General features: G+C 36.0%; 22 protein-coding genes and 2 riboswitches. Of the genes, 6 read left to right on the plus strand and 16 right to left on the minus strand.

What is annotated here, in order from left to right; translation table 11 throughout:
* Positions 1-447: 447 nt before the first annotated feature.
* From NKG37_RS02300 to NKG37_RS02310, 3 genes are all read right to left on the minus strand, one after another.
* Positions 448-996 carry a nuclease-related domain-containing protein gene (locus tag NKG37_RS02300; protein WP_224427719.1) on the minus strand — a complete coding sequence of 183 codons (549 nt, stop codon included), beginning with the start codon at positions 994-996 and terminating at the stop codon, positions 448-450.
* A gap of 192 nt (positions 997-1,188) precedes the next feature.
* Entirely contained in the window at positions 1,189-2,184 is a 996-nt protein-coding gene (locus NKG37_RS02305; RefSeq protein WP_169189152.1) for an acrylyl-CoA reductase family protein, read from the minus strand.
* A gap of 124 nt (positions 2,185-2,308) precedes the next feature.
* Positions 2,309-3,118 (minus strand): MurR/RpiR family transcriptional regulator, encoded by an 810-nt coding sequence (locus tag NKG37_RS02310; protein ID WP_169189153.1) that lies wholly within the window; start codon positions 3,116-3,118, stop codon positions 2,309-2,311.
* A gap of 259 nt (positions 3,119-3,377) precedes the next feature.
* Here NKG37_RS02310 and NKG37_RS02315 point away from each other — a divergent pair, with 259 nt between their 5' ends.
* Positions 3,378-4,694 (plus strand): ISLre2 family transposase, encoded by a 1,317-nt coding sequence (locus tag NKG37_RS02315; protein WP_254414845.1) that lies wholly within the window; start codon positions 3,378-3,380, stop codon positions 4,692-4,694.
* 845 nt (positions 4,695-5,539) lie between these two features.
* Positions 5,540-6,628 carry an iron-containing alcohol dehydrogenase family protein gene (locus tag NKG37_RS02320; RefSeq protein ID WP_254416351.1) on the plus strand — a complete coding sequence of 363 codons (1,089 nt, stop codon included), beginning with the start codon at positions 5,540-5,542 and terminating at the stop codon, positions 6,626-6,628.
* 33 nt (positions 6,629-6,661) lie between these two features.
* On the opposite strand, the gene NKG37_RS02325 is transcribed toward NKG37_RS02320, so the two are convergent.
* The 3 genes from NKG37_RS02325 to ric all read right to left on the minus strand — a co-directional run bounded on the left by NKG37_RS02325 (position 6,662) and on the right by ric (position 8,854).
* Positions 6,662-7,525, minus strand: coding sequence for an NAD(P)-dependent oxidoreductase (locus NKG37_RS02325; RefSeq protein ID WP_016202156.1), 864 nt, complete (start codon positions 7,523-7,525; stop codon positions 6,662-6,664).
* 138 nt (positions 7,526-7,663) lie between these two features.
* On the minus strand, positions 7,664-8,026 hold the full coding sequence (locus tag NKG37_RS02330; RefSeq protein ID WP_212118633.1) for a cupin domain-containing protein: 363 nt from the start codon (positions 8,024-8,026) through the stop codon (positions 7,664-7,666).
* Between the two features lie 138 nt (positions 8,027-8,164).
* On the minus strand, positions 8,165-8,854 hold the full coding sequence (ric, locus tag NKG37_RS02335; RefSeq protein ID WP_016202154.1) for an iron-sulfur cluster repair di-iron protein: 690 nt from the start codon (positions 8,852-8,854) through the stop codon (positions 8,165-8,167).
* A 154-nt stretch (positions 8,855-9,008) separates the two neighbouring features.
* Between ric and NKG37_RS02340 the strand changes: the two genes are divergently transcribed.
* Positions 9,009-9,704, plus strand: a complete 696-nt coding sequence (locus NKG37_RS02340; protein WP_101729378.1) for a Crp/Fnr family transcriptional regulator — start codon at positions 9,009-9,011, stop codon at positions 9,702-9,704.
* Positions 9,705-9,830: 126 nt separating this feature from the next.
* Here NKG37_RS02340 and NKG37_RS02345 read toward each other — a convergent pair whose 3' ends face one another.
* The 5 genes from NKG37_RS02345 to NKG37_RS02365 all read right to left on the minus strand — a co-directional run bounded on the left by NKG37_RS02345 (position 9,831) and on the right by NKG37_RS02365 (position 16,698).
* Positions 9,831-11,369, minus strand: coding sequence for a glycosyltransferase family 2 protein (locus tag NKG37_RS02345; RefSeq protein ID WP_319005168.1), 1,539 nt, complete (start codon positions 11,367-11,369; stop codon positions 9,831-9,833).
* Between the two features lie 712 nt (positions 11,370-12,081).
* Entirely contained in the window at positions 12,082-12,591 is a 510-nt protein-coding gene (locus tag NKG37_RS02350) for a hypothetical protein (RefSeq protein ID WP_254415735.1), read from the minus strand.
* Between the two features lie 110 nt (positions 12,592-12,701).
* Positions 12,702-13,811: a GerAB/ArcD/ProY family transporter gene (locus NKG37_RS02355; protein WP_254415736.1), complete on the minus strand. Its 1,110-nt coding sequence runs from the start codon at positions 13,809-13,811 to the stop codon at positions 12,702-12,704.
* Positions 13,811-15,025, minus strand: a complete 1,215-nt coding sequence (locus NKG37_RS02360; protein ID WP_169189157.1) for a Ger(x)C family spore germination protein — start codon at positions 15,023-15,025, stop codon at positions 13,811-13,813. The genes NKG37_RS02355 and NKG37_RS02360 overlap by 1 nt, the downstream gene beginning before the upstream one ends.
* Entirely contained in the window at positions 15,022-16,698 is a 1,677-nt protein-coding gene (locus NKG37_RS02365; protein WP_169189158.1) for a spore germination protein, read from the minus strand. Before NKG37_RS02365 ends, NKG37_RS02360 begins: the two co-directional genes overlap by 4 nt.
* 136 nt (positions 16,699-16,834) lie before the next feature.
* On the opposite strand from NKG37_RS02365, the gene NKG37_RS02370 reads away from it, so the two are divergent.
* From NKG37_RS02370 to NKG37_RS02380, 3 genes are all read left to right on the plus strand, one after another.
* Complete coding sequence (locus tag NKG37_RS02370) at positions 16,835-17,044, plus strand: hypothetical protein (protein WP_016202146.1); 210 nt, start codon at positions 16,835-16,837, stop codon at positions 17,042-17,044.
* Between the two features lie 68 nt (positions 17,045-17,112).
* A riboswitch (cyclic di-GMP riboswitch) is annotated at positions 17,113-17,233 on the plus strand.
* Between the two features lie 37 nt (positions 17,234-17,270).
* Positions 17,271-17,456: a hypothetical protein gene (locus tag NKG37_RS02375; RefSeq protein WP_016202145.1), complete on the plus strand. Its 186-nt coding sequence runs from the start codon at positions 17,271-17,273 to the stop codon at positions 17,454-17,456.
* A gap of 96 nt (positions 17,457-17,552) precedes the next feature.
* The gene (locus NKG37_RS02380) at positions 17,553-17,957 is read left to right on the plus strand and encodes a YkvA family protein (RefSeq protein WP_016202144.1); all 405 of its coding nucleotides are present in this window, start codon (positions 17,553-17,555) and stop codon (positions 17,955-17,957) included.
* Between the two features lie 48 nt (positions 17,958-18,005).
* Here NKG37_RS02380 and NKG37_RS02385 read toward each other — a convergent pair whose 3' ends face one another.
* From NKG37_RS02385 to NKG37_RS02405, 5 genes are all read right to left on the minus strand, one after another.
* Positions 18,006-19,187, minus strand: a complete 1,182-nt coding sequence (locus tag NKG37_RS02385; protein WP_169189160.1) for a NupC/NupG family nucleoside CNT transporter — start codon at positions 19,185-19,187, stop codon at positions 18,006-18,008.
* 321 nt (positions 19,188-19,508) lie between these two features.
* On the minus strand, positions 19,509-20,717 hold the full coding sequence (locus NKG37_RS02390) for a M20 family metallopeptidase (RefSeq protein ID WP_254415737.1): 1,209 nt from the start codon (positions 20,715-20,717) through the stop codon (positions 19,509-19,511).
* Between the two features lie 14 nt (positions 20,718-20,731).
* Positions 20,732-21,589, minus strand: coding sequence for a MetQ/NlpA family ABC transporter substrate-binding protein (locus NKG37_RS02395; RefSeq protein ID WP_016202140.1), 858 nt, complete (start codon positions 21,587-21,589; stop codon positions 20,732-20,734).
* A gap of 84 nt (positions 21,590-21,673) precedes the next feature.
* Entirely contained in the window at positions 21,674-22,336 is a 663-nt protein-coding gene (locus NKG37_RS02400; RefSeq protein ID WP_016202139.1) for a methionine ABC transporter permease, read from the minus strand.
* Positions 22,336-23,352 carry a methionine ABC transporter ATP-binding protein gene (locus NKG37_RS02405; RefSeq protein ID WP_016202138.1) on the minus strand — a complete coding sequence of 339 codons (1,017 nt, stop codon included), beginning with the start codon at positions 23,350-23,352 and terminating at the stop codon, positions 22,336-22,338. The genes NKG37_RS02400 and NKG37_RS02405 overlap by 1 nt, the downstream gene beginning before the upstream one ends.
* 139 nt (positions 23,353-23,491) lie before the next feature.
* Positions 23,492-23,600, minus strand: a riboswitch (SAM riboswitch).
* Positions 23,601-23,682 lie beyond the last annotated feature (82 nt).

Consider the following 23,682-nt stretch of genomic DNA (forward strand, 5'->3'; position numbering starts at 1 on the left):
AGACGTGCTGTCTATTACTTTTTTCTCTTCTATTTCTTGCTTATGGTAACAGACTCAGCTCCTCTGTTACCTTTCTCCCTTTCATTTCTTACTTAAGGGTACAGAGCATACTCTCTGTTACCTTCTAATACAATTTCCAATAAAAAATGTGCTTACACTCTCTCCTTTCTTTCATTTTCCCACTGACAATTAATAAACTCTATTATTCTTCCAAGATTATTCAAAATAAGTCCAACGATTGAATCCGGTTAGCTTATAGTGCTTTTCTAATATTCTACGAATTCTTTTTTTGGAATGAATGATCCTACACCAATCATTATAATAAGGGCGTTGTTATTTTCTCTTGAGGAAAAAGTAATTTAAGTTCATCTACATTGCGTAATACCACTGTTTCGACTGTTTCTTCATGGCCGCATTCTTCGCAAATCACATTCATTCCTGCTTCTGTTACTTCGAATGAATTACATGTTTCACAGAATATTCCTTTCTGTAATTCTTTATAGTCATATGGTGGTAATTTTGAAAAGGGGAATTGTCAATATGCAATGATGTTAATTTTCCAGCCAGTTGCTTCTGAATCTTGTTTAGCTTTAAGGAATGATAATCCATTCTTTTTAAATATCGCTGAACTTGCGTTGGAAAAATAAATGGTAAAGATAAGGAGGCTTGGTAGAGGGTAAACTCGGGATTAATAAAAACAACAGAGGAAGTAATTGTTTTATTTCCCCAACCATTCTTTTGAAGTAACTGTTGAAATAGCGTTTCATTCCTCCTGATTTGATTAAGCGGATTACTGATTTCCTTATGATTCATCGTATACATTCGATCATTTTGATAGTAATAATCCCCTTCATAATTCTTTATTTCAAAAAGGTGAATTCCTTCAGAGCTAATAATAGTGGCATCCATTTGAAAGGTAGTGTTATTTATTTGCAGTAGTAAATCATTGATTATATAACAGTCCTCTAAAAGATTTTCTGTGAAGTAATCAAACATTTTTCTCCTTCCCAGCCTTTTTGCAGATGAACTAAATACTGTTTTTCATTTAAATCTAGTTCATTTCGTAGATTCAAGGATTGTAAAACGAGGATTTCTGGAGATACGGCACGAGGTTTATAAAGCATACTAATTTATTTCATTCTTTCTATCTTTTCTTAGAGGCCATTCCGTAAGAACAGCCTCTCTTTTTTATTCTACTGCAACAATAATTCTTCCTGTTATACCGCCTTCTAATATTTTTGGCAATTCTTCAGGTAATTGCTGTAAGGATACTTCCTTATAAATAAATGAAGATAGTTCCTCTGGTTTAAGGTCGGTTGCAATTCTTCCCCACAGTTTTTGTCTAATCTCCATTTGGCAATAAACAGAGTCGATTCCAAGAAGGTTTACTCCTCGCAGAATAAATGGAAATACACTTGTTGGCACTGCTCCGCCACCTGTTAATCCACTTACTGCAACGGATCCACCATATACTATTTTGCTAATAATGGCTGCCAAAGATTCACCACCGACAGGATCAACTGCACCAGCCCATACTTGCTTGTCCAACGCCTTTATTTTGCCGTTATATACTTCTTCTCTTCCGATAACATTTGATGCTCCAATACTTATTAAATAGTCTGCAGCTTCTTTTTTCCCAGAGCTTGCTACAACCTCAAAGCCTAATTTGGAAAGCATCGCCACACCAAAGCTACCGACACCACCAGTAGCACCTGTAACCAATACAGGTCCATTCTCTGGCTTCAAGCCATTATCCTGCAATCGTTGCACAGAAAGAGCTGCGGTAAAGCCTGCTGTTCCAATGATCATTGCTTCTTTTAAGCTTAATCCCGCTGGTAGTGGAACAATCCAATCTGCAGGAATACGAGCATATTCACTATATCCCCCAGAATGAGATACACCAATTTCATAGCTAGTAGCGATGACAGAGTCTCCTTCTTTAAAGCGACTATCTTCTGATGAAACAACAATTCCTGCCAAATCGATTCCTGGAATATGTGGATATGAACGCACAATTTTGCCGTCAGGAGTGCTAGCAAGCCCATCTTTATAATTTACTCCAGAATAATGAACTTTTATTACTACTTCACCAGCGGATAAATCTTCCAACCCCAACTGCTTTGTTTGTACTGAAAAATTACTATCTTTATTATCAACTACGACTGCTTGGAAATTATTTTTCATTTTTAATTCACCTCGTACTCATAGTACCAATTTAAAAATAACAGGTCAAAGCAAAGGAATTACCCTATGATTATAGTAAAAATACAGATTTCCTCCTACATATGGCGATGACCATTTACGCCTTCTAACTTTTATCGCCTGGATATAACTTTTGATAGAAAGCAATCGCAAAATCATAAAAATACATGAGACCAAAACGCTCGGAAGAGAATCCTGTTCTATCATATGTTTTTCCATGCAGTCGATATACAATATCAGCTTTCTCTATAAAAGGAATCTCATCATTATGGGTTATAATAATTATTTTTGCTTTACTCTTTTGAATAAGTCGCATCAATTCCACATTCCCTTCTATAAATCTTCCAGAGGGGCTTGTGATAATAGCAACGGATTGGTCATCTAATTCTGCTATATTCTCCATTTGTTCTTGGATATCTGAAAAAGCATGAACGAATTTTCCATACTTCACTAAACGATACTGAAAATCTTGAGCCATTGCTTGAGATAGCTGCGTTCCAAAGAAAGAAACTTTCTCTGCGTCATGGATTACTTCTAAAATCTCTCTAACATCACTAACATTCATCCCTGTTTCCATTGTATGCAGCCACTCAACCATTTTCTGATAAAACTGTTTGTGAAGCACTTTTGCTACTTCATTCACTTGCAATCCTTGCTCAATATATTCATCGATTGAATTTTCTATACTATCTTTTTTAGCAATATCTTTAAATTCTTGAAAGGAAGCATAGCCAATTTTTTTGCAGAACCTTGTAATTGCTGCTGGTGAGGTATAGCAGGATTCTGCTAAAACAGAAATATTCATATTAGCAATCTGTTGCACATCTTTTAATAAAGCCAGTGCAATGAAATAATTCGTATCTTTTGTTTTATGATTATTAATAAAATCTAATAGCCGAAAAATAATATCCTTCAAACGGTATCACCAAATTCTTTGTTTATTTTAACCAGTATTATCTATTCTGTTTCGTATGAGTAAAATGTTTGTGGGAGAATAAATATCCTTTTTGTCTAGTTGGGGGACGAGTCCCCCAACTAGACAAAAAGGCCACCAAGCGAAAGCGCGGTAGCTGGAAAAAATTAAGTATTAAAAAAGAGAGCTTCCTTTTGTAAAGTAGAGTTTGACTAGAAAACTACGAAAAGGAGAGGCTCTCATGAATCAATGTAACATAAAAATGCCATCATTAAAAGAATTGGAAAAAACTTTATTTCGAACACTACAAATGACGTTTCAAGAAATCCTTATTCAAACGTTAGAAAATTGGGATCAAGAGATTGCCAAGCAACGAGACAAAAGAAGATTTGCTTTACGTGATAAACGAGAAATACGATTAGATACAGCGTTTGGAGCTGTGGAGCTGAAGCGTAATTATTATTTTGATCGTGTGACTAAAAAATATATTTGTCTATTAGATCACTATTTACAGTTTCAGGGGAATAAGGGATTTAGTCCGCTACTAGAAGAATGGGGGTTAGAACTAGCGACGAATGGCTCCTCCTATCGAAAGGCGGTGGAAACGTTCGAACAATTTTTAGGCTATTCGGCGATGAGCCACGAAGCATTACGGCAACATCTTCTTCAAACAAGCGTACTTCCCGCTAAGGAAAAACGCCCTTTTCAAAAGGTATTGTTTGTCGAAGTAGATGGATTATATGTGAAGAGTCAAGAAAAGAAAAAGCGTGGATGGGAGTTGAAATTCGCCGCTGTACACGAGGGATGGAAAGAAAACGGAAAGCGAATCAGGCTCCGAAATAAAAGGCATTTTCTTTATGAAGGAAAAGAACCCTTTTGGGAAGCCTTTGAAACGTTCTTACAGAATCATTATGCGTATGATCCTACCCAAACCTTGCTTATTATTAATGGTGATGGAGCAGGCTGGATAACGGCATGTCGGGAGTATTTTCGGGAACGCGCCTTTTTCACCATGGATCGTTTTCATGTCGCTCGTTCGATGAAGCAACTAATGAAGAGCCATCCTCGATACCGCTACATGAAAAGAGCGTTAAGAAACTACCAGGTAGAAACATTACTTCTAGAGTTGAATAGCGCAGTAGGAACAATGGATACACCAGAAAAAGAAGAAAAACTAGAGCATTTCCTTGCCTTTTTAACGCATCATCAGGAAACCATAAAAGATTACCGTAGTTGGTTACAGGAAAAAGGTGTGGACACGACAGCGTATCGTCCAATGGGAAGTGCAGAGGCGATGATGAATCAATTAGCCAAACGATTAAAGAATGGAAGAGCATGGAGCAAAAAAGGAGTCATGAGCATGGCGCGCTTGTGGATTGGATTGAAGGATGACCTATCCATCCAAACGATATATGGGAAATGGGAAAAAGCCACGGAAAAATCAAAGAAAGAGCATCGAGCGAAAAGAAAAATACCCACAAAATTAGTAACAGAAACCGTGCGTCAGAACATGCCATACTTAAATCAAGCGATTGGAAAACCCGTTCACTTTGCCTTACAGGGATTAAAAGGTTTTTAAAAAATGAGAGAATCAACAGTTGGAAGAACAAAACCAATTGGAAAGCGGATACAAACTTAGAGGTTTTACTTTATAAAAAAGGGAGCTAAAAAAACTCCCACAAAAACTTGACTCAATCTTCTGTTTCAATAAGCTTTCCTTAAATAAGTTAATCTGCTTTAGCCTATTATGCAATCAATCATCTTATACAAATAAGTGGACTAAAACAAAAAATTAATGGAGGTATAGGTTAAGCAACCAACAATAATTACTGGACTGAATGGACCAATATATCAAAATTTCCCTCTGCCCTACTATGGCGCATGGAATCAACAAATATTAGGAGATAGCCCCTATCATTATATGATTGGTGGTACTCACTATTCTATTAGCCCTGCGCCATCTGGAACTGAAACTTTCCCTGCTTTATTTCCATATATAGGGCCACATGTTACTTTCGGTCTTAGAAGATGGGCTTAATATTCTTATATCGCTCTCCCTCCCGCAGGAAGGAGAGTGCTTTATTAATCAGTGATAAGGAATTGGAAGGGCTTCGGAGAATTCTTTATACATACATATCAAAATCCTGTAACAAATACTATTTCGCTCTTTTCTCTAACTCATAGGCTGTTGTCATTATTACTGAACGCAATGTACCATTAATTCAATAATTATCATTATCCCCCAAATAGATTATTCTTCTCTTAACTATAGCAAATTTATACTGCTGTTTTTCTATTACTTCATCTAGTTAATTAGATTATTTGCAAAGAATACCTACATTTCGTTTACTGAAAGTTGTATAATTTTTAGAATAATAGAATTTATTCATAGAGACTATCTGTAAGGAGGAAAAAATCATGCACATTCAACCAGAGGATATTGTTAGAAGTGGTCCGAATCAATATATTTGTAAAGAAGAAATTCTAAAGGAATTAGACAGTTTACTGTCCCCTTTTCAAACTCCTACAATCATAACAGGCTATAAGTCTTTTCAAGCTTTTTCGCAGTATGTCGATTCTATTCCTACTCATTGGAAAATTATTCAGCATGGAGGCTACAGTTCTCAACAAGCAGTTGATCAAATCACCCCATCCTGTACAGCAACCGATGTTATTATCGGCATCGGAGGTGGAATTATTTTAGATACCGCTAAAGCTGTTGCAGATACATTAAATATCGAAGTTATTTTAATTCCAACCGTTGCTGGAACATGTGCGGCAAGCACTCCATTAAGTGTTATTTATTCTCCAGAAGGAGCATTTGAAAGAGTAGCTTATCATCATCGTTCTAGTTATTTAACATTGGTCGATCCAGCATTTTTAATTCATGCACCAATTGATTATTTAAAAAGCGGAATTGGCGATACTTTAACAAAGTGGTATGAAGCAGAAGCCATTATTCGTAATGCAAATGATGAAAGATCTCACTCTTTATTTGTACAAGCAGCATTAAGCCAATCTATTTTCATCCGTGATATTTTATTAAAGGAAAGCATAGAAGCAGTACAAAACAGTGCATCTGGTTTAGTGACACCAAGCTTTACAAAAACGGTGGAAGCCGTTATTACTTTGGCAGGAACAGTGGGTGGATTCGGTGGACGATATGGTAGAATGTCTGGATCACACGCGATTCATAATGGTCTAAGCTTTATCGAAGAAACACACACAATTCTTCATGGTCAAAAAGTTGCTTATGGTATTTTAGTACAGCTTGCTTTAGAAAACCGGATAGACGAAATCGAAGCATTGTTGCCATTTTATCAACAGCTTGGTTTTCCAACTAATTTAGCGGATTTAAATATTGTTGACAACCAAACAGATGCCTTACAAAAAATTGCTACTCATGCTGTTAATCCGAAAGAGTCTCTTCAGCTTATGGGTTCTTATGGTGCAGATGAGGTTATTGCGGCAATGAACGTCCTCGAAAGCCTAACTAGCATTAAGCAGATATAAGAAACTAAAAAAAGGGACGGAACTCAACATCGCTTAAAGCGATGTTGGTCCATCTCCTTTTAACTCTTTTAAAACAGCCATCACATCTAATTCCCCTAACCCATTTTCAAGAGCAGACTGATATGTTTTATTTGCAGAAGCCCCGATAGCATTTAATTCCGTTGTTTCACTTGCTAGGCGTAAATCTTTTGCCATATGTTTTAATGCAAATGCTGCTGGGAACTCATCATTCAAAATGGATAGTGTTTTCATTTTGGAAATAGCTGTACCAACTGCACTTTCGTTAATAATGGTTAACATATTTTCCTTTTTAATCCCTTGTTTCTCCGCAAAAAGGACGGATTCAGCAATCCCTTGTACAGTGATTCCTAATAATAGATTAATGGCAAGTTTTGCATTGCTTCCAGACCCAGATGGACCGAGATAAATAGAGAGCTTACTCATCGGTTCCAATACAGATTTGATCTGTTCGTACACATGTTCCTCTCCGCCAACTAAAACAAGCAGTTTGCCGTCCTTAGCCGGCTGTACACTTCCTGATACAGGAGCATCAAGAAACTTCACTCCATTTTCTAAAGCAGTCTTATAGATGAATTGAGACGTTTGCGAGGAAACCGTACTCATATCAATAAATACTTTTCCAGCTTTAGCATGAGATAAAATTCCATTTTCAAGATAGATACTTTTCACAGCATTATCATCAGACACCATCGTAAAAATTAAGTCACAGTTATCAACTAGTTCTGTTAACGATTGAGCCTGTTTTGCACCAGCAGCAAGTAGTTCCTCTCCTTTATCCGGTGTACGATTATAAAACGTTAAGTCATAACCAGCCTTTACTAGATTCAAAGCCATTGGAATTCCCATATTTCCTAATCCTATCCAACCTAATTTCATGCAGCTATCCCGTCCTTTCTTTGTAATATTCATACACATTTTACCATATGTGCTTTTAAAATACGTTAATTAAAGCATTTGAATAGTAAAAGAGCATTAAAAAAAGCCTATTCTATAATTAATAGGCTTCCTCTATTTCTATATCGACTCTAAATCAGTTACCGTTTTTTCGTTCACTTGATTTCCTGTATTTAATGTGGTTTTGGGTTCTAACAATAGAACATGAACTTCTTCTTCCGCAACTGGCATATGCTCAACACCTTTTGGAACAACAAGAAATTCGCCTTCCTTTACCCAAACATCTTGATCGCGAAATTTAATCAATAAATTTCCCTTCACTACCAAAAACATTTCATCTTCATTTTCATGTTGATGCCAAACAAACTCTCCTTTGAACTTCGCTAGCTTAACATAAGATTCATTCAAGTCACCAACAATTTTAGGATTCCAATAATCATGAAATAACGCAAACTTTTCAGCTAAATTAACCTTCTCCATCATTTCCCTCCACTAATTTACAAAGTGAACTCTTCATCATTGAGATATATTCATATTATCATATATTTTCAATTAATTCAGATATTAATCCTATCTCACTTTAATAAATAGTTTAAGAAAATTAAGGAAGCATTTTATCATTTACAATCTTCTAAATAATACATTGTTCTCCAGATGAATATGATCGAATGTCAGACTTTCCAACTCTTCTAATTTTAAATACGTTAATCGATACGTATTACATGCATTCAGTGGAAGCTCATAATCATTCGTAGCTTGACGGATTTTCTTTAATATTTCCCCTGCTCCTTCATGTTCCTCTTCCAATATAGCTATTTCAGCTCTAGCTGCTTCAAGGCTTTCTAGTTCATTATTTGCATCATATTCTATTACTTTTGGAAAAATTCGTTGCTCTTCTCCAAGTAAGTGTTGTTCTAATTCATCCTTTAATAAGTAAAACTGAGTGTACACTTCTTTCAAATATAAATCTCTCTCTCCATGTACACGATATACTTTACTCACAAATCCATCTAATTCTTCTAATAACTCTCTCGTTTTTGCATGATAATGGTGGATGATATGATTCACTAATTCTGCTAATGGCATATTCATCCAGTCTATTTCTTCCGTGGTCTGCATTTGTTCATACATAATATTAAGAACTTTTACTAGGTCCTTATCTTCCAGTTGTAGAGATTTAATAACCTCACCTATCGGACGATTTCCTCCACAGCAAAAATCAATTTTATATTCTTTAAAGAGCTTACTAGCTGCCGGGAACTTAATAATAATATCGCCTGTTTTTGTATCATCTGTAAAAATGGAATTCATATCGCCACTCTCCTTTATTAGAATAGCTACAGTATAGAAGATAAAGACAAGATAAAATAGGATTGAAATCACAGATTAAACATTGTTATAATTTAATTAGATATTCATTGTATTAATTGTGAAAAAATACACAAACATATTGGTGGTGTTAATTATGCAACAACATATAATTACCCCGTGCCCAAAACGGGTGCCTATCTTTCATTCTTTATCCGAATTAGAAATAAAAAAAATAACAGATGTTGTTCACCATAGACTTTTTAAAAAAGGCGAGATGATTATAGAGGAAGGGGAAATTTCTACATCCCTTTTTATTATTCATAGTGGGAAAGTCAAACTATCTAAATTAACCGTTCAGGGGAAAGAACAAATTGTTCATTTATTAACTGATGGTGATTTTTTTGGAGAAAGCAACCTCTTCCATGATGACATCGTCATGAACTTAAGTTGCCACGCTTTAGAAGATACAAAGATCTGTTTATTAAAGAAAACAGATTTTGATCAAATAATGGCAAATAATCCGGACATCTCTTTCAAATTGCTAAAAACAATCACAAAGCGTTTATCCCATACAGAAGATTTAGCAAGAACTTTAGCAACGAAAGACCCTGAAGTAAGAATTGCTGATATGCTTCTAGAATTTTGTGAGAAATTTGGATCAGAAAACCAAAATACAGTGCTTATTAAGCTCCCCATTACAAGAGAAGAAATCTCCAGTTATGTAGGTCTTACTAGAGAAACCATTAGTAGAAAACTTGCAAAACTTGTAGACAAAGGAATCCTTACATTAATCGGAAACAAGCAAATCCTAATTCATGATAAGGGAAAACTTCAAACAATGGGGGGATAACTCTCCCCCATTAAATGAATTAGTAAAACCAATTAACTTTCCCGCTCTTACTGGGAAGTGAGTGCAACTAAGAACAAGCAGAGATAAAGAAAACTCCCACTAATGGAAGTTTTCTTTATTATATCCTTAAGCTGTATGCCGCCCACGCAATGTCCAAATCTGATAAACCATCATGAGAGATTTTATAATTGTTAAGTAAGTTAACGTTATCCATCCGCCCATTAAATATGGATTAATTGATTGTTGAACAGCCTCACTAGTTAAATAATCACGATAATAGAAGCACACATATCCGATAATTAAGACACATATAATGGCAACTAATATTCCTTGTGCTAATTTACTACGTGTTTTCCCAGACTCTGCTGCATATTGATTGGCCCAACCATCCTTTTTATTAGCGGAAAGCTTTTGGAGCCACACTTGGCTAAATGTTATTAAGTTCACCCATAAATAAATTTCTGGTCCTATTAATAACGTGGCAAGGATAATATCGATCGGCCGATACATCGGTGTTTTTAGAGCTAGAATAGTGTTCAGGACGGATGCCAAGGCGATCGGTGTTAACCAAATCCAAGACCAATAGAATTGGTCTGTTGCTAGAGCTATCCCTAACAAAACAACGAAAAGAACTCGGATTACTAAGTCCGATAAGGATTTCAACTGGTTTCGCCAAATTTTCCCCTTATGGCGCGTATGAATACTTAAATCTTTATTGGTTAATAAATCTACTGTTCCTGAATTCCACTTATTTCGTTGTTCTCTAAAGGTATGGTAGGAACGCATTGCATCAACAAAGCAACGTCCTTTTGGACTAATAAGCGTCTTCCATCCCGATTTCTGTAATTGCCATGTAAGCAGCATATCTTCTACATCACTATCATTTTGCCAAGGTCCATCTAATTTATTATGATTAACTACTTCTTGCAGGGCTTCTGGGCGAAACAATGTTGCTTGCCCTCCAAGTACATATGTACTCCCTCCATGATATTGAAGATCTAATAACCAGCTTGCCATATCTTGTTTTTGTTGATGAGTCCACCATCTACTAATTGGACCACCATATTCACCACTTGCTAATTTTTCTTCATAATAGACATCATTTTTACTTAATAAGCTTTTCTTTTTCGGCATCCTCATTGTATACTTTGCCATAACTCCGCCAATGTTACGACCACTCATTAAGCCTTCCCACAGATACTTTAAACAGTTAGGAGCTAAACGACTATCTGCATCCATTCCAAGAATCGCTTTAATACTTTGTTTATATAATTCTTGGGATTCGGTTAATTGCATATGATAAAAATCCATAATGTCGCCATACAGTAATTTCCACCCACTATTTAAAGCTCCTACTTTACGAAGCTTATTTCCTTCTGTAACAATCACCTTAAGATTTAGGCCAAATTCTTCTCCTGCCTTTATCGCTTTTTCCTCGGTGCGATCCGTACAGTTATCTGCAATAACATAGACATCTAACTCTACTCCCTTTGGAAGCAATTGATCATTTAATCCAGCTAAACAATCCCTTATCGATTTTTCTTCATTATGAGCGGGAATTAAAGCGACAATTCTCGGTTTCATATACGATTTCTTTACTCCAGGCATGCTAAAAAACGATATACTTCCTTTTTCCTCTTCTACTACTAAGGACAATGAATCCACCAACTTTCTTTTTTCTTGAGGCTGTTTTCATAAAGTTTGTTGTGATTACCCGTAGCCGGAATACACTTCGCTTTCCGTGGGGGTCGCTCTGAGCCTCCTCAGCTTCGCCTCCGGAGTCGCTAATCTCACAGGAGTCTACGTATATTCCGGATGCTCTATTTTTCCAACTAGTTCTTTTTTTCAATTGAAAAAACAACAATCCTTTAGAAAACAACCTTTCATGATCACTACACGTTAGACTTCATCAGGGTGTCTTTTCTATCAATTTAGTTGTTCTTTAAAAAGAACAACTAAGCAAAAAATAATAATTTACCTCTGTTTTATATTCCATTAGTTCTTATTTAAGAACATATTATCATTATAATCTATACATAGTCAATTACTTCTTTTACTTTTTTGTTTCTTTTATAGAACAAATTTTTTCTTGATAATAAGAAATCAATTCAAAATAATGAACTACTGAATCATCCCACTTCCCCTTTATTCGTGAGTCTCATCATATTGAAATTAAAGTTTCAGCTTCCATCTTCAATATGAAGACCTCTTTCCCTTTACTTCCTGTACATTCAACATCATCTTCCATAAAAAAATTGATTTTCCAATTCACATTTTTTGTCGAACACACTCACCACCAATAGCTTCTATCAAGCTAAACTCAATCTTTCCCATTTAAATAGGAGGTGAACCTAGTAAAGGTCACCTCCTTGCTTCTTTAAGTACATTGAAAAGAACGGATGCGGTTAGTATCTGTTCCGTAATAAGTCCAACGATTCATCCGCCAGCGATATCCTGCGATAGATTGGCGGCCAACAAAGGTTGGATAGAACCAAAATCCGCGGCCATTTTCTAGCCAAACATACGTAAAGCGGAACAAACAAGGTCGCATGGATCCAGAATCAATCGCAAATGTACTTACAAGTGACTGGTTTGATTGTGGTGTATAGGATGGCGGTGGTGTTGTTGGTGGTCCATGGTCCGCTCCTCCTCCAATATGTGGGCCATCCGGAAAAGCTGGTGGTTCCCCTACTATAGGCGGAACTTGACCTCCAGGAAATGGTGGCAATCCCCCCCCACCAATTGGAGGTAAACTTGGAACAGTGCCTCCGCCAATTGGTGGAAGATTTATACCAGTTCCACCACCTATTGGTGAGATGATAAGTCTACTTTGTGGTTGTGAATTTACTTGTTGTCCATAGTAAGGATAATACGGCTGAAAATACATCAGTTTTCCCCTTTCGTTTTTGATGTATTACTCTATGCAATTCGCCCAATTGAGGTGCAAGGTCTTAATTGATTTCATCCTAAAAATAAATCTCCTATGGACATTACAAATTATTGCTTCACTTCATGATTTGTTTTCCATTTCTTGCGGAAGACAAAACCAGAAACCCATAATATAACGACTAACCCGACAACGGTTCCGATACTTAATAACACCCACGGGCCTTCAATAAAACGCATAGCTCGATGATGATCTTTTACTAACCAATAACAAGTTATACTTAAAACGATTCCAACTGGGATAATTACTGGACGATAATCTTTTAATCCAAAAAGTTTTTGTACAGCAATAGCTGAACAGAGAAATGTCATAATAATTTGGGTTAAAATTGATAATGCAAAAAAGGCAACCATAACCATTTCATAACGATGAATAAATAGCCCAATTTCCGCGCTTCTTGCCATTTGCATACAAGAAACAATATATTGTGCTGTAACATCTGCCGTAAGAACACCTGTTTCAAGTATTGGCCACATAACTACAATCATTCCACCATAAAACATACCTGCAGTAGAAGATTTCATCCAAGTCTGCTTATCTCTTACTAACGGAAGGATCATGCAAACCATCATCGCAGTCATTGCATAATCTGTATTATGGTGTCTACTCGCCCATACCGTCTCTGTAAATCCTGATTGAAAAACAGGAAGTAATTCTTTTATATCAAAATTACTAAGAGAGCCTAACATTAATAAAATATTTAAAGCAAGGATAGAAAATACGCCTATCAATGCCATTCTTGCGACCACTTCTATTCCAAAATGGATAGCATAAATGCCTATTAAAAAAGCAGCCAATATAAATAATACTGTAGGAGCCTCTGGTAAAAAATAATCTCTTAAATGATAAACAAATGTTGCCATAATACTTCCATATGCTCCTATAAAAAAGACAAACACAGAAATAGCGACAAATTTCCCAGGAAATTTCCCTAAAATTTGGTGGAATTGATCAATTAAATCTCCCTCTGGTATACGCCTCATCACTATAACGATTAATGCTATAATTAGCAGTCCTTGAAATGTGGAGAAAAACGTTGATATCCAGATATCGCCTTTTACTTCCCGTGCCATTATACCTTGTGTCATTCCGATAGATTTTGCATAAAGCATATTAATAATTAATGCCATTAGCATACCATTCGTTATTTGAACCTTCATTATTTTTCCTTCCTTTCTTCTTTACCAGATATAGTTGGCTGGAATAATAATGAACCACTGTCTACACTTGCATGAATGGTAAGATTTATGTCGGCAGCTGAAAAACTATTTTTCCAGTCTTTCTTTACCTTCCTCCACTCATAAGGGTATTTATTTTGAAAAACTTTTCCTAATTCTAGTACATCCGTTTTATATTCCTTTTGGATTTTTTCAATAGACTTATTGATATCTTCTCTTAATTTAGCTTCTACCGCTTTTTCTAATTGTTCCACATCATCTTTATTACTAATGGAAAAGGAGCAGCCCGCTTCAACCACTGTAACCGAAGCGTCCAGCTTAGCATTAAAACCTACCTCTTCATTTTTGTAAGTTGGTTTTACTTCAAACTTTTGCTTATTTAACTCAACACTAATATTGTTATTCTTCTCTTTGGGACATGAAACAACCACTACTCCCGAGTCAATATTATCTCTAAAAAGGATAATTCCTTGTAATTCATCTGCTTGTAAGATTCCTACCAATTTATCATTTTCAAATACCCCAGCACCAGATAGTTCTACTTGTTTCCCTTTTGCCCCTTCTTCTGGTTTAAGTCCATCAATTTTTCTTTCTTTCAAAGATACCCTTGCAAGTAGCGGCTCAGAAGATTCACTTAAATAAGCAGCTAACAAGTCTGTTATTTCCGTATACGGGGCAAGTGTTGAGATATTTGTATACCGAAATAATTTACTTAATGCTTCTCCAGGCGTAACCTCCAAACTTGTTATCGTAGAGGTTAGTTCGCTAGCCTTATCGGGGGTTAAAGCAACCAATGTTCTCATCCTAAGCTCTGGATTTCTTGTAAAAAAATCAACTATGTCTCCAATCCCTTCTTTGGCTACTTCTTCATTTATAACGATAATAAAATTATGAGCCCAAAATACTCTTCGCGACGCAACACCAGTTAAATTACGAATCGCCTCAAAAATGGACTCTCCTTCTGCTTCTACGTTCCATGTCGTTTCTCCTGATTGGCCCGTAGGAGCACCAGTTTGTCCTCTGGCATCACCTGGTCTAGAAACTTGCACAGTAACTTTTATCTTTCCATCCTCTGATCCTTTATCAATTCCGACTGCCATTACAAGAGCAAGATCGTTTATTTCTCTTTTTCCCACACAAGCAGTTAGGAGCAAAGTACTAAAAATAATGAGAATAATTAAATTAGCTCGCTTCATTCCTTTCTTTTCTCTCCTTTATTACCTCCACTTTTCTTTTTCCATCTTCTTAATCCGGTAATATCCTCGTAATCTTTGTTATTATCTTCATCATTTTTCGTCTTTTCTGATTCAGATTGATTTTCGTCATTCAGCTTTAAAGGTTTCTTTACTTTATCAGGCGGAGAAGGCTTCTGATGATCACCTAACTTTATCGTATCTCCATCTGCAAGCTGTGGCCTTTTTTTCATTGCCCACCAAGGAAACCGAATGAGAGTATCCTTTTGATCATTTGGCTGAAAAGGAGTTGCTGGCGCCAAATAAGATTCACCAAACGAACGAATACTTAGAGCATGAATCGCTAATAGAGAGAACATAACGGAAAAGCCGAGCAACCCTAATGTTCCCGAAGCAATCAATAACGGAAACCTGATTAAGCGTATGGAATAGGAGGCAGAATAATTCGGTATTGCAAAGGATGAAATTCCAGTAACTGCTACAACAATTACCATAAACGGAGAGACAATGCCCGCCTGGACCGCAGCCTGTCCGATAACAAGTGAACCAACAATACTTACAGCCTGCCCAACTGGTTTTGGCATTCGGAGCCCAGCCTCACGCATTAGCTCAAAAGTTATTTCCATTAATAAAGCTTCTAAAAGAACGGGAAAAGGAACAATTTCTCGACCAGATGCAATGGTCAATGCTAAAGGCGTTGGAATCATCTCCTGATGGAAACTTACTAACATGACATAGATGGAAGTAAGCGTCAGACTAATTACAAAGGCTATATAGCGAATGATTCGAAAAAAGCTGCCTGCCATAAATCCCATATAATAGTCATCACTAGCTTGCAAAAATTGCCAAAAGTAAGTAGGAACTACTAAAACGAATGGGGTATTATCAACGAAAATCGCTACTCTTCCTTCTAATAATGCAGAAGCTACTTTATCGGGTCTCTCGGTACTCATTACCGTTGTAAACGGGGAAAATGGCGAATCTGCAATCATTTCCTCTATGTAGCCACTTTCTAAAATTCCATCAATTTTAATATTATTTAATCGCTTCTTTACTTCATCTACTAATCCCTTTTTTACTGTTCCTGTAATGTAGGCTATATTAATATCCGTTTTTGATCGTACTCCGATACTCATTGTTTCTAATCGCAGCTCAGGATCGCGGAGCCTTCTTCTAACTAATGCAGTATTTGTTCGTATATTTTCCGTAAAGCCATCTCTTGAGCCACGGACAACCTGTTCTGTCTGCGGCTCATCAACACTCCTCGTGTCCCAACCCTTTGTTTGGATGTGGAAAGCTTTTTCACATCCATCTACAAAAAGCATACTATCACCAGAAAGGATTGCTACTAAAGCCTTTTCTACTTCTGTAATCATGGAAAAAGAAGTATTCATTAAAACATGTTGTTCGATTAAAGTTTCCAGATCAGAGATCATTAATTGGTTTCTTTTAATAAATTCATTTCCTTCATACATCATTGCATCAATTACTTTTTCCACATGCTCTACGCTGGCGAGCCCATCAATATAAAATAAAACAGAGGAAACTTGTCTATTCCCTAAAAAGTAAATTTTCCTTTTTACAAGATCGACACTATCTCCCAAATGCTTTTTAATTTTAGCTATATTTTTTTCTAACTCCGTCGTGAACCTCATGTCTTTACTTGTTGTTTCCATATCGTCCACCCTTACTTTTTACTATTATCTTCTTAACCAAGTAAAAGAAATTCTATTCGTATATCAAAAAAATGTATAAAAGCATTTTTTTTCGTATAAAAAAGAGACTAGTGGCATCAATAAAGGCGGAGATATTTTGAATTTTTATCATACTTGGCTCTATCAACATGTTTTAAACACAGAGTGGCTTTTGTGGATTATTGTTATTTTTGTTCTGGCATTTAATATATTATCCCCTATCATCATATGGGGATTAATGAATGGAAAATCTATTCTTAAGTGGGGGAAAAGAAAGATAAAAGGACAAAAGAAACACACTAAAAAGGAAGATGGAATAAAATCATAGTTTTCAGGACTTTAGTAACTGGTATAATGAACTACTTAGCACTAATCTTAAGTATATAATTTAACCAATCGACGAAAGGGCAAAATCATTGAAAAATGATGACGCAAAGCTATAGGGGCTTCGGGCTAGACTAAAAAGGACAAAACCTTTTCCCAATCATTCAACTACTCATGCCAGCCAGCTACCGAATACACCTTCGACGATGCAAATGAAGGGGACTATAAAAGTGAGACAAAAAAATAATAATGAATTATTAGTAAAACAATCAGTACTTTTAAAGGATCATAGCTATCAAATACCAGAAACCGGAAATATAGGAAAAGGTTTATTTTTTGGCATGCTCATCAGCATTCCTTTATGGATTTCTTTTTTTGGATGGCTTCGGATTATTATTACTTTTATTGGTAAATAGATTGAAACGATAGGCAAATATTTTACTTATACGCAGCAAGAGCATATAATCATTATAAGAATAGGCATAAAAACCATTAGGAAAGGAGCTTTCATAATGGAAGATTCAAAAGAAAAATTAGAACAACAAATAACTGTATCAGGAAAGCATTTCTCTGAAGAAAAATTTTGGGCAAAACTCGCTCGGTATGCTAAAAAGGCTGGTTCTTCTGTCGTCTACGCGGTGTTGCTTTTGTATTACACCTTACAAAAACCAAATGTACCTAAAAAAGTCAAAGCGACAATTATTGGAGCTTTAGGCTATTTCATCCTGCCAATTGATTTGATACCTGATTTTCTAGTAGGAATAGGCTACACAGATGATCTTGGCGCATTAGGAATTGCCTTATTTCAAGTAGCGATGTATATTGACGATGATATCAAATCAAAAGCAAGAACAAAGCTTGCAGAATGGTTTGGTAATAAAGTGGATACAACAGATATTGATAAAAAAATAAATTAAGAGACTATAATGAAAAAAAGGGACTAGAAACAGTCCCTTTTTTCATTATTATAAAAATAACCCTACAATTGTCGCTGTTAAAATAGAAGCTAATGTTGCTGTTAATAACATTTTCAAACCAAATTTTGCAACGATATCTGCTTTTTTGGCATTAATTGCTTGAATAGACCCAGCAATTATTCCAATACTAGAGAAGTTTGCAAAAGAAACAAGGAATGTCGAAACAATTCCTACTGTCTTCTCTGAAAGCTCCCCGATTAATGGCTGGAATTGCAGCATTGCCACAAATTCGTTTGCAGCCAGTTTCGTTCCCATTACTGAGCCTGCTGTTACAATCTCACTAACCGGAATACCCATTATCCATGCCACCGGAGCAAATATATAACCTAATATTCCGGTAAACCCAATTCCAAAGACACTTGTGAAGAAACCATCAATTAAAGCAAGTAGACCGACATATGCTACTAACATTGCAGCAACAATTAAAGCAACTCTACCACCATCTAACGCACCAGCTGAAATCGCACCAAATACAGAATTTGTATTGGAAACATCTTTGACATTAATGGTTTCATCTTCCTCTTTGCTAATAGGTGCAACTAATGTTGCTATAATTAGTGCTGATAATGCATTTAAAATCATCGCTGCAAGTACAAATTGAGGTGGAATCATTTCCATATATGCTCCCATTATAGAAGCAGAAACAGATGCCATTGCAGATGTACAGACAATAAATAACTTATTAGCATTCATCGAATCTAAATGTGATTTAATAGCAATAAGTGATTCCGATTGACCGAAAAAGATGGAGTTAATGCTGTTAAATGTTACAACCTTTGATAACCCTGTAATCTTTGCCAATGCCCCGCCAATATATTTAATAGCTAATGGCAATACTTTTATATGCGTTAATAAAGATAATAAAGTAGAAGTAAAAATGATCAGCATCAATACATTTATAAAAAAGACACTTCCACCTTCTGGAACTAAGCCCCCGGTAACAAAATTAACGCCTTCATATCCATAATTGAGCACATTGGAAACTCCATTTGATGTAGCTTCTACAATTTTTAGCCCAACAGTGGTTTTAAACATTATTAGAGCTACAATAAATTCCAGCACAAATAATACGATAATAGCTCTATAGTTAATCCTTTTTTTATCATTTGATAATAAAAAGGAGATAGCTATCGTTACGATGATACCTAATATCCCAACTAATATTGACATAGAAAATTCCTCCTAAATAAAAAGCAATAACAATCCTTCATCGAATACATCAAACTATTTCAATATAGTTAATATACATTTGAAAAACATTGTTAATACATTAAAAAAGATATACAGTTTTAGATGTTACCTTATATTAAGGACGTTGTCATCCATTAATTGATTAACAAATTAAATTAATAAAATTTAAACCTTTCAAAATATTATCTAAATATATTTAATTCCCATCATTCTAAATAATCTCTTAAAAATGATGGCAAATAAAAAAGCAACTGGGGTATTGATACCTCAAATTGCTTTTTTTCTATTATATATATTTATTTAAAGCGAGCTGTCTTTCTCGATCTTCGCAGCTTCAAATGCTTTATTAACACGGTTTAAAAGCACGCTATCTGAAAGCAAACGATATCCCGTTGTAGCAAGCGCCTGAGCACCTTTAATAATAGCTTCATCTCCGATTGAAGATTTCGCTGCTTCTCTAAATTCATTCGTATGTGCAATCAAATCATCTGGTCCTATTTTAATATGCGGATGTGCTGTTGGTACTTCATAGCTTATATTCCCAGCGTCTGTTGATCCTTTTCCACGAGATCTTTTTGTTACAACCGTCTCTCCAACTGCCTCTAGCTCTTCTTTTAATATCTCATCTAAAATTGGGTTTAATACAAAATCCTTCACTTCATTTTGGAATCTTTCCACTTTAACAGTTGCTCCAGTTGCAAGGGCAGCTCCTTCAGCAATCGCACGAACTTTTGTAGCAACCTCTTCTGTTTTATTCCATGTTTCTGCTCGAATGTAGAATCGTGCAGACGCATATTCCGGAATGATATTAGGTGCATCTCCCCCGTTTGTGATAATCCCGTGAATTCTTACATCATCAGGAAGCTGTTGTCTAAGCGCATTTATGCCAACAAATAATTGGATAACTGCATCAAGAGCGTTTATCCCTTTTTCAGGTGAACCTGATGCGTGTGCCGCTTTCCCGTAAAAATGGAAATCGAGTGGATCTACAGCAAGCGTTTCACTTGTTAATGATGTTTGACCAGCAGGATGAATCATTAAGGCCACATCAACATCCTTTAAATAACCATGTTTCACGAAGCTTCCTTTTGCACTTCCATTTGGTCCTCCCTCTTCCGCTGGTGTCCCTAAGACAACAACCTTTCCTCCTGTTTCGAAAAGTGTTTGGGAAAGTGCAATTCCAGCTGCTACACTTGTAGTTCCAATAATATTATGCCCACAAGCATGACCCAATCCAGGGAGTGCATCATACTCAGCGAGGAAAGCAATGGTTGGACCAGATATCCCACTATCTTTTACTGCATAAAAAGATGTTTCATGACCAGCTACGGCAATTTCCACTTTGAATCCAGCATTTGTTAAAATGTCTACATGCTTTTTACTTGCGAAAAATTCTTGGTTCCCGATTTCAGGATTCGCATGAATCGATTGACTTGTTTCAATATACAGTTCTTTATTTGCAAGAATGGATTCGTGAATAAGATTGATACCAGATAAAGTGTTACTCATTTTCCCTCTCCTCCTTAAAGTCCTTTAAATTGTTTTTGTAATTCGTCCTTGTCAATATCTACTACAATGGAACCACCATTTGTATCTGCTTCAACTGCTTTAATCACATCTTCTTCATGATAAAGCTCCACAATTTTTTGATATGTTTCGTTATTTGCATCCTCTGTACGAGCTGCAAAGATGTTTACATATGGCAATGCATTTTCATCGTCTGCATCTTCTAAATAAATAGGATCTTTTACAGGATCAAAGCCAGCTTGACCGGCAACACCATTATTGATAACAGATGCTGCAACATCAGGTAATACTCTTGGCGTTTGCTGTGCAACAATCGGTAAGATATCGAGATTTTTTGGATTTCCCACAATTTTAGATGGATCTCCAAATAGTCCAAAGTCATCTGCTAAAGTAATTAATCCAGCTGATTCAAGTAATTTTAGAGCACGTGCTTGGTTGGAAGGATCGTCCGGAATAGCAATTTTATCGCCTTCTTTAATTTCACTTACATCTTTCACCTTTTCAGAATAGATCCCCATCGGCGCTATCACAGTTGCTCCAATTGGCGTTAAGTCGGTCTTATTTTCTTGGTTAAATTGACTTAAAAATGCGATATGTTGAAACGAATTAATATCAATTTCGTTATTCGCTAAAGCTTGATTTGGCAATGTATAGTCAGAAAACTCAACAAGCTCAATTTCAATCCCTTCTGCTTTCGCCTTTTCTTTCAAAATTGGCCAAACCTCTCCATCAGATCCAGTTACACCAATTTTCACCTTCACCGTTTTATCCCCACCAGATGTACTTTCCGACCCGCATGCTGCAAGTGCCCAAATTGTCGTTAATAATAGTAAAATAGCAAAATATTTCTTCATCACACATTCTCCTTAATTAGTAAATTTTGTATAATTTTAACTTTAAATAGTTATAAAAATCCCTCCGTTAAAGCAATATCCCCCTTAACGTCTCATTATTTTTCTTGATAATGTATTTCCAATCCATTGAGCGATTTGGACGAGAATAATTAAGATAATAACGGTAACAAGCATTACACTGCCGTCAAATCGTTGATAGCCATATGTCATCGCGACATGTCCCAGTCCGCCTCCACCAACGGTACCAGCCATCGCAGAAAAATCAATTAAGCTGATGGTTACAAAAGTTAAGCCAAGAATAAGTGGTCCTAACGCTTCAGGAATTAACACTGTAAAAATGATTTGCAAAGGACTTGCTCCCATCGCTTTAGCAGCTTCAATAACACCTGGATCAATACTAACTAAGTTATTCTCTACTACTCTAGCAATTCCAAAAGAGGCTGCAATAGTCATTGGGAAGATCGCTGCCCATGTCCCAATCGTAGTACCTACAATCGCTCTTGTTAACGGGCTGATTGCTACTAGAAAAATAATAAATGGAATAGGGCGGATAATATTAATTAAAATATTAAGCAAACGGAAAACTAATTTATTTTCTAAAATATTGCCTTTTCTTGTTACGAAAAGGAGTAAACCTATTGTAATTCCTATAATAGAGCCTAAAATAAGCGTCATGATAACCATTAATATTGTTTCTCCTGTTGATTCCACAATGCGTGGCCAAAAAGTACTCCAATCGACCTTCATTAAATAAGCACCTCCTCAACTGTGACTAATGTCTCTAATTCATTAAGAACAGATAAAATATTTTCTTTACTTCCTTCAAAGGATACGAGCAGATTGCCGTAGAACTTTTCTTGCAATTCACGAACTGAGCCATAAACAATATTTACATCGACATTAAACTTTTTTGTGACCTTTGAAAGTACTGGATCACTTGCAATTTCACCTTTAAAGATTACTCTGTATAACTGTTTACCACCCTTTTTCCTCCATTCCGCTAATAAGGAGTCAGAAGGACGATCCTGCTGTACAGACTGAATAAAGCGCTGCGTGGTTGGATGTTTCGGATTTGTGAATACTTCAAAAACGGAACCATTCTCTATTACTTCTCCATTTTCCATTACTGCCACTCGATCACATATTTCTTGAATAACATGCATTTCATGCGTAATTAATAGAATAGTAATGCCTAAATCCTTATTTACCTTTTTTAATAGACGCAGTATTTCCCCAGTTGTATCAGGATCCAGTGCAGAGGTTGCTTCATCACAAATTAATATATCTGGAGAAGTTGCTAGGGCACGTGCAATACCAACTCGTTGCTTCTGTCCCCCTGATAACTGTTCTGGATAATCGTCTGCTTTATCGGATAGACCCACAAATTGCAGAAGCTCTGCCACTCTTTCTTTTATTTCTTTTTTCGGTACACCAGCGAGCTTTAAAGGATAAGCAACATTCCCTGCTACCGTTCGAGAAGAAAAAAGATTAAAGTTTTGAAAAATCATCCCAATTCTTCTGCGAAGTTTACGGATTTCTTTTTGAGATAAGGACGAAACATCTACTCCTTGAACTTGTATATTTCCGTTTGTCGGTGTTTCTAATAAATTGACAAGTCGTAATAAGGTACTTTTGCCTGCTCCGCTAAAACCAATAATCCCAAAGATTTCCCCTTGTGCAATGGATATCGATACATCCTTAACCGCGTTTACTTCACGACTGCCAAGCTTAAAGGTCTTAGCTACCTTCTGAAATTCAATCATTGCCCCTCACTCCTATGCAGTATCAAAAACATAAGTATCTTGTGAAGAAGAAACAGGTCTATTAAGAGATACAAAAAGGCCCTGCTTCTTCTTTCCAGAAAGAAAAAGCAGGGCCTTTATAAGACAAAGAAACTACTTCTTCTCATCTTTCAAATGCTAACTTAGCATTTGCAGGAATTGGCACGGTATTTAATAAATCCGCTGCCGAGACTTCTTCGGGCCTGTCCCTCCGTCTCTCTGGATAAGAAAAATGTTTTTATTTAATTTTGTAAGATTTGATAACAACTATAAAACTAGATAAATAAATTGTCAACTATGTTTTTTTATTTT

The organism is Niallia sp. RD1, assembly GCF_024219955.1.
In the GTDB taxonomy this organism is placed as follows: Bacteria; Bacillota; Bacilli; order Bacillales; family Cytobacillaceae; genus Niallia; species Niallia alba.

What these genes read in the sequence shown, in the direction of transcription:
- NKG37_RS02300 (WP_224427719.1), bottom strand. Translation starts at nt 996, where the DNA reads ATGTTTGATTACTTCACAGAAAATCTTTTAGAGGACTGTTATATAATC.
- NKG37_RS02305 (WP_169189152.1), bottom strand. Translation starts at nt 2,184, where the DNA reads ATGAAAAATAATTTCCAAGCAGTCGTAGTTGATAATAAAGATAGTAAT.
- NKG37_RS02315 (WP_254414845.1), top strand. Translation starts at nt 3,378, where the DNA reads ATGCCATCATTAAAAGAATTGGAAAAAACTTTATTTCGAACACTACAA.
- NKG37_RS02325 (WP_016202156.1), bottom strand. Translation starts at nt 7,525, where the DNA reads ATGAAATTAGGTTGGATAGGATTAGGAAATATGGGAATTCCAATGGCT.
- NKG37_RS02330 (WP_212118633.1), bottom strand. Translation starts at nt 8,026, where the DNA reads ATGATGGAGAAGGTTAATTTAGCTGAAAAGTTTGCGTTATTTCATGAT.
- ric (WP_016202154.1), bottom strand. Translation starts at nt 8,854, where the DNA reads ATGAATTCCATTTTTACAGATGATACAAAAACAGGCGATATTATTATT.
- NKG37_RS02340 (WP_101729378.1), top strand. Translation starts at nt 9,009, where the DNA reads ATGCAACAACATATAATTACCCCGTGCCCAAAACGGGTGCCTATCTTT.
- NKG37_RS02350 (WP_254415735.1), bottom strand. Translation starts at nt 12,591, where the DNA reads ATGTATTTTCAGCCGTATTATCCTTACTATGGACAACAAGTAAATTCA.
- NKG37_RS02355 (WP_254415736.1), bottom strand. Translation starts at nt 13,811, where the DNA reads ATGAAGGTTCAAATAACGAATGGTATGCTAATGGCATTAATTATTAAT.
- NKG37_RS02360 (WP_169189157.1), bottom strand. Translation starts at nt 15,025, where the DNA reads ATGAAGCGAGCTAATTTAATTATTCTCATTATTTTTAGTACTTTGCTC.
- NKG37_RS02365 (WP_169189158.1), bottom strand. Translation starts at nt 16,698, where the DNA reads ATGGAAACAACAAGTAAAGACATGAGGTTCACGACGGAGTTAGAAAAA.
- NKG37_RS02380 (WP_016202144.1), top strand. Translation starts at nt 17,553, where the DNA reads ATGGAAGATTCAAAAGAAAAATTAGAACAACAAATAACTGTATCAGGA.
- NKG37_RS02385 (WP_169189160.1), bottom strand. Translation starts at nt 19,187, where the DNA reads ATGTCAATATTAGTTGGGATATTAGGTATCATCGTAACGATAGCTATC.
- NKG37_RS02390 (WP_254415737.1), bottom strand. Translation starts at nt 20,717, where the DNA reads ATGAGTAACACTTTATCTGGTATCAATCTTATTCACGAATCCATTCTT.
- NKG37_RS02395 (WP_016202140.1), bottom strand. Translation starts at nt 21,589, where the DNA reads ATGAAGAAATATTTTGCTATTTTACTATTATTAACGACAATTTGGGCA.
- NKG37_RS02400 (WP_016202139.1), bottom strand. Translation starts at nt 22,336, where the DNA reads ATGAAGGTCGATTGGAGTACTTTTTGGCCACGCATTGTGGAATCAACA.
- NKG37_RS02405 (WP_016202138.1), bottom strand. Translation starts at nt 23,352, where the DNA reads ATGATTGAATTTCAGAAGGTAGCTAAGACCTTTAAGCTTGGCAGTCGT.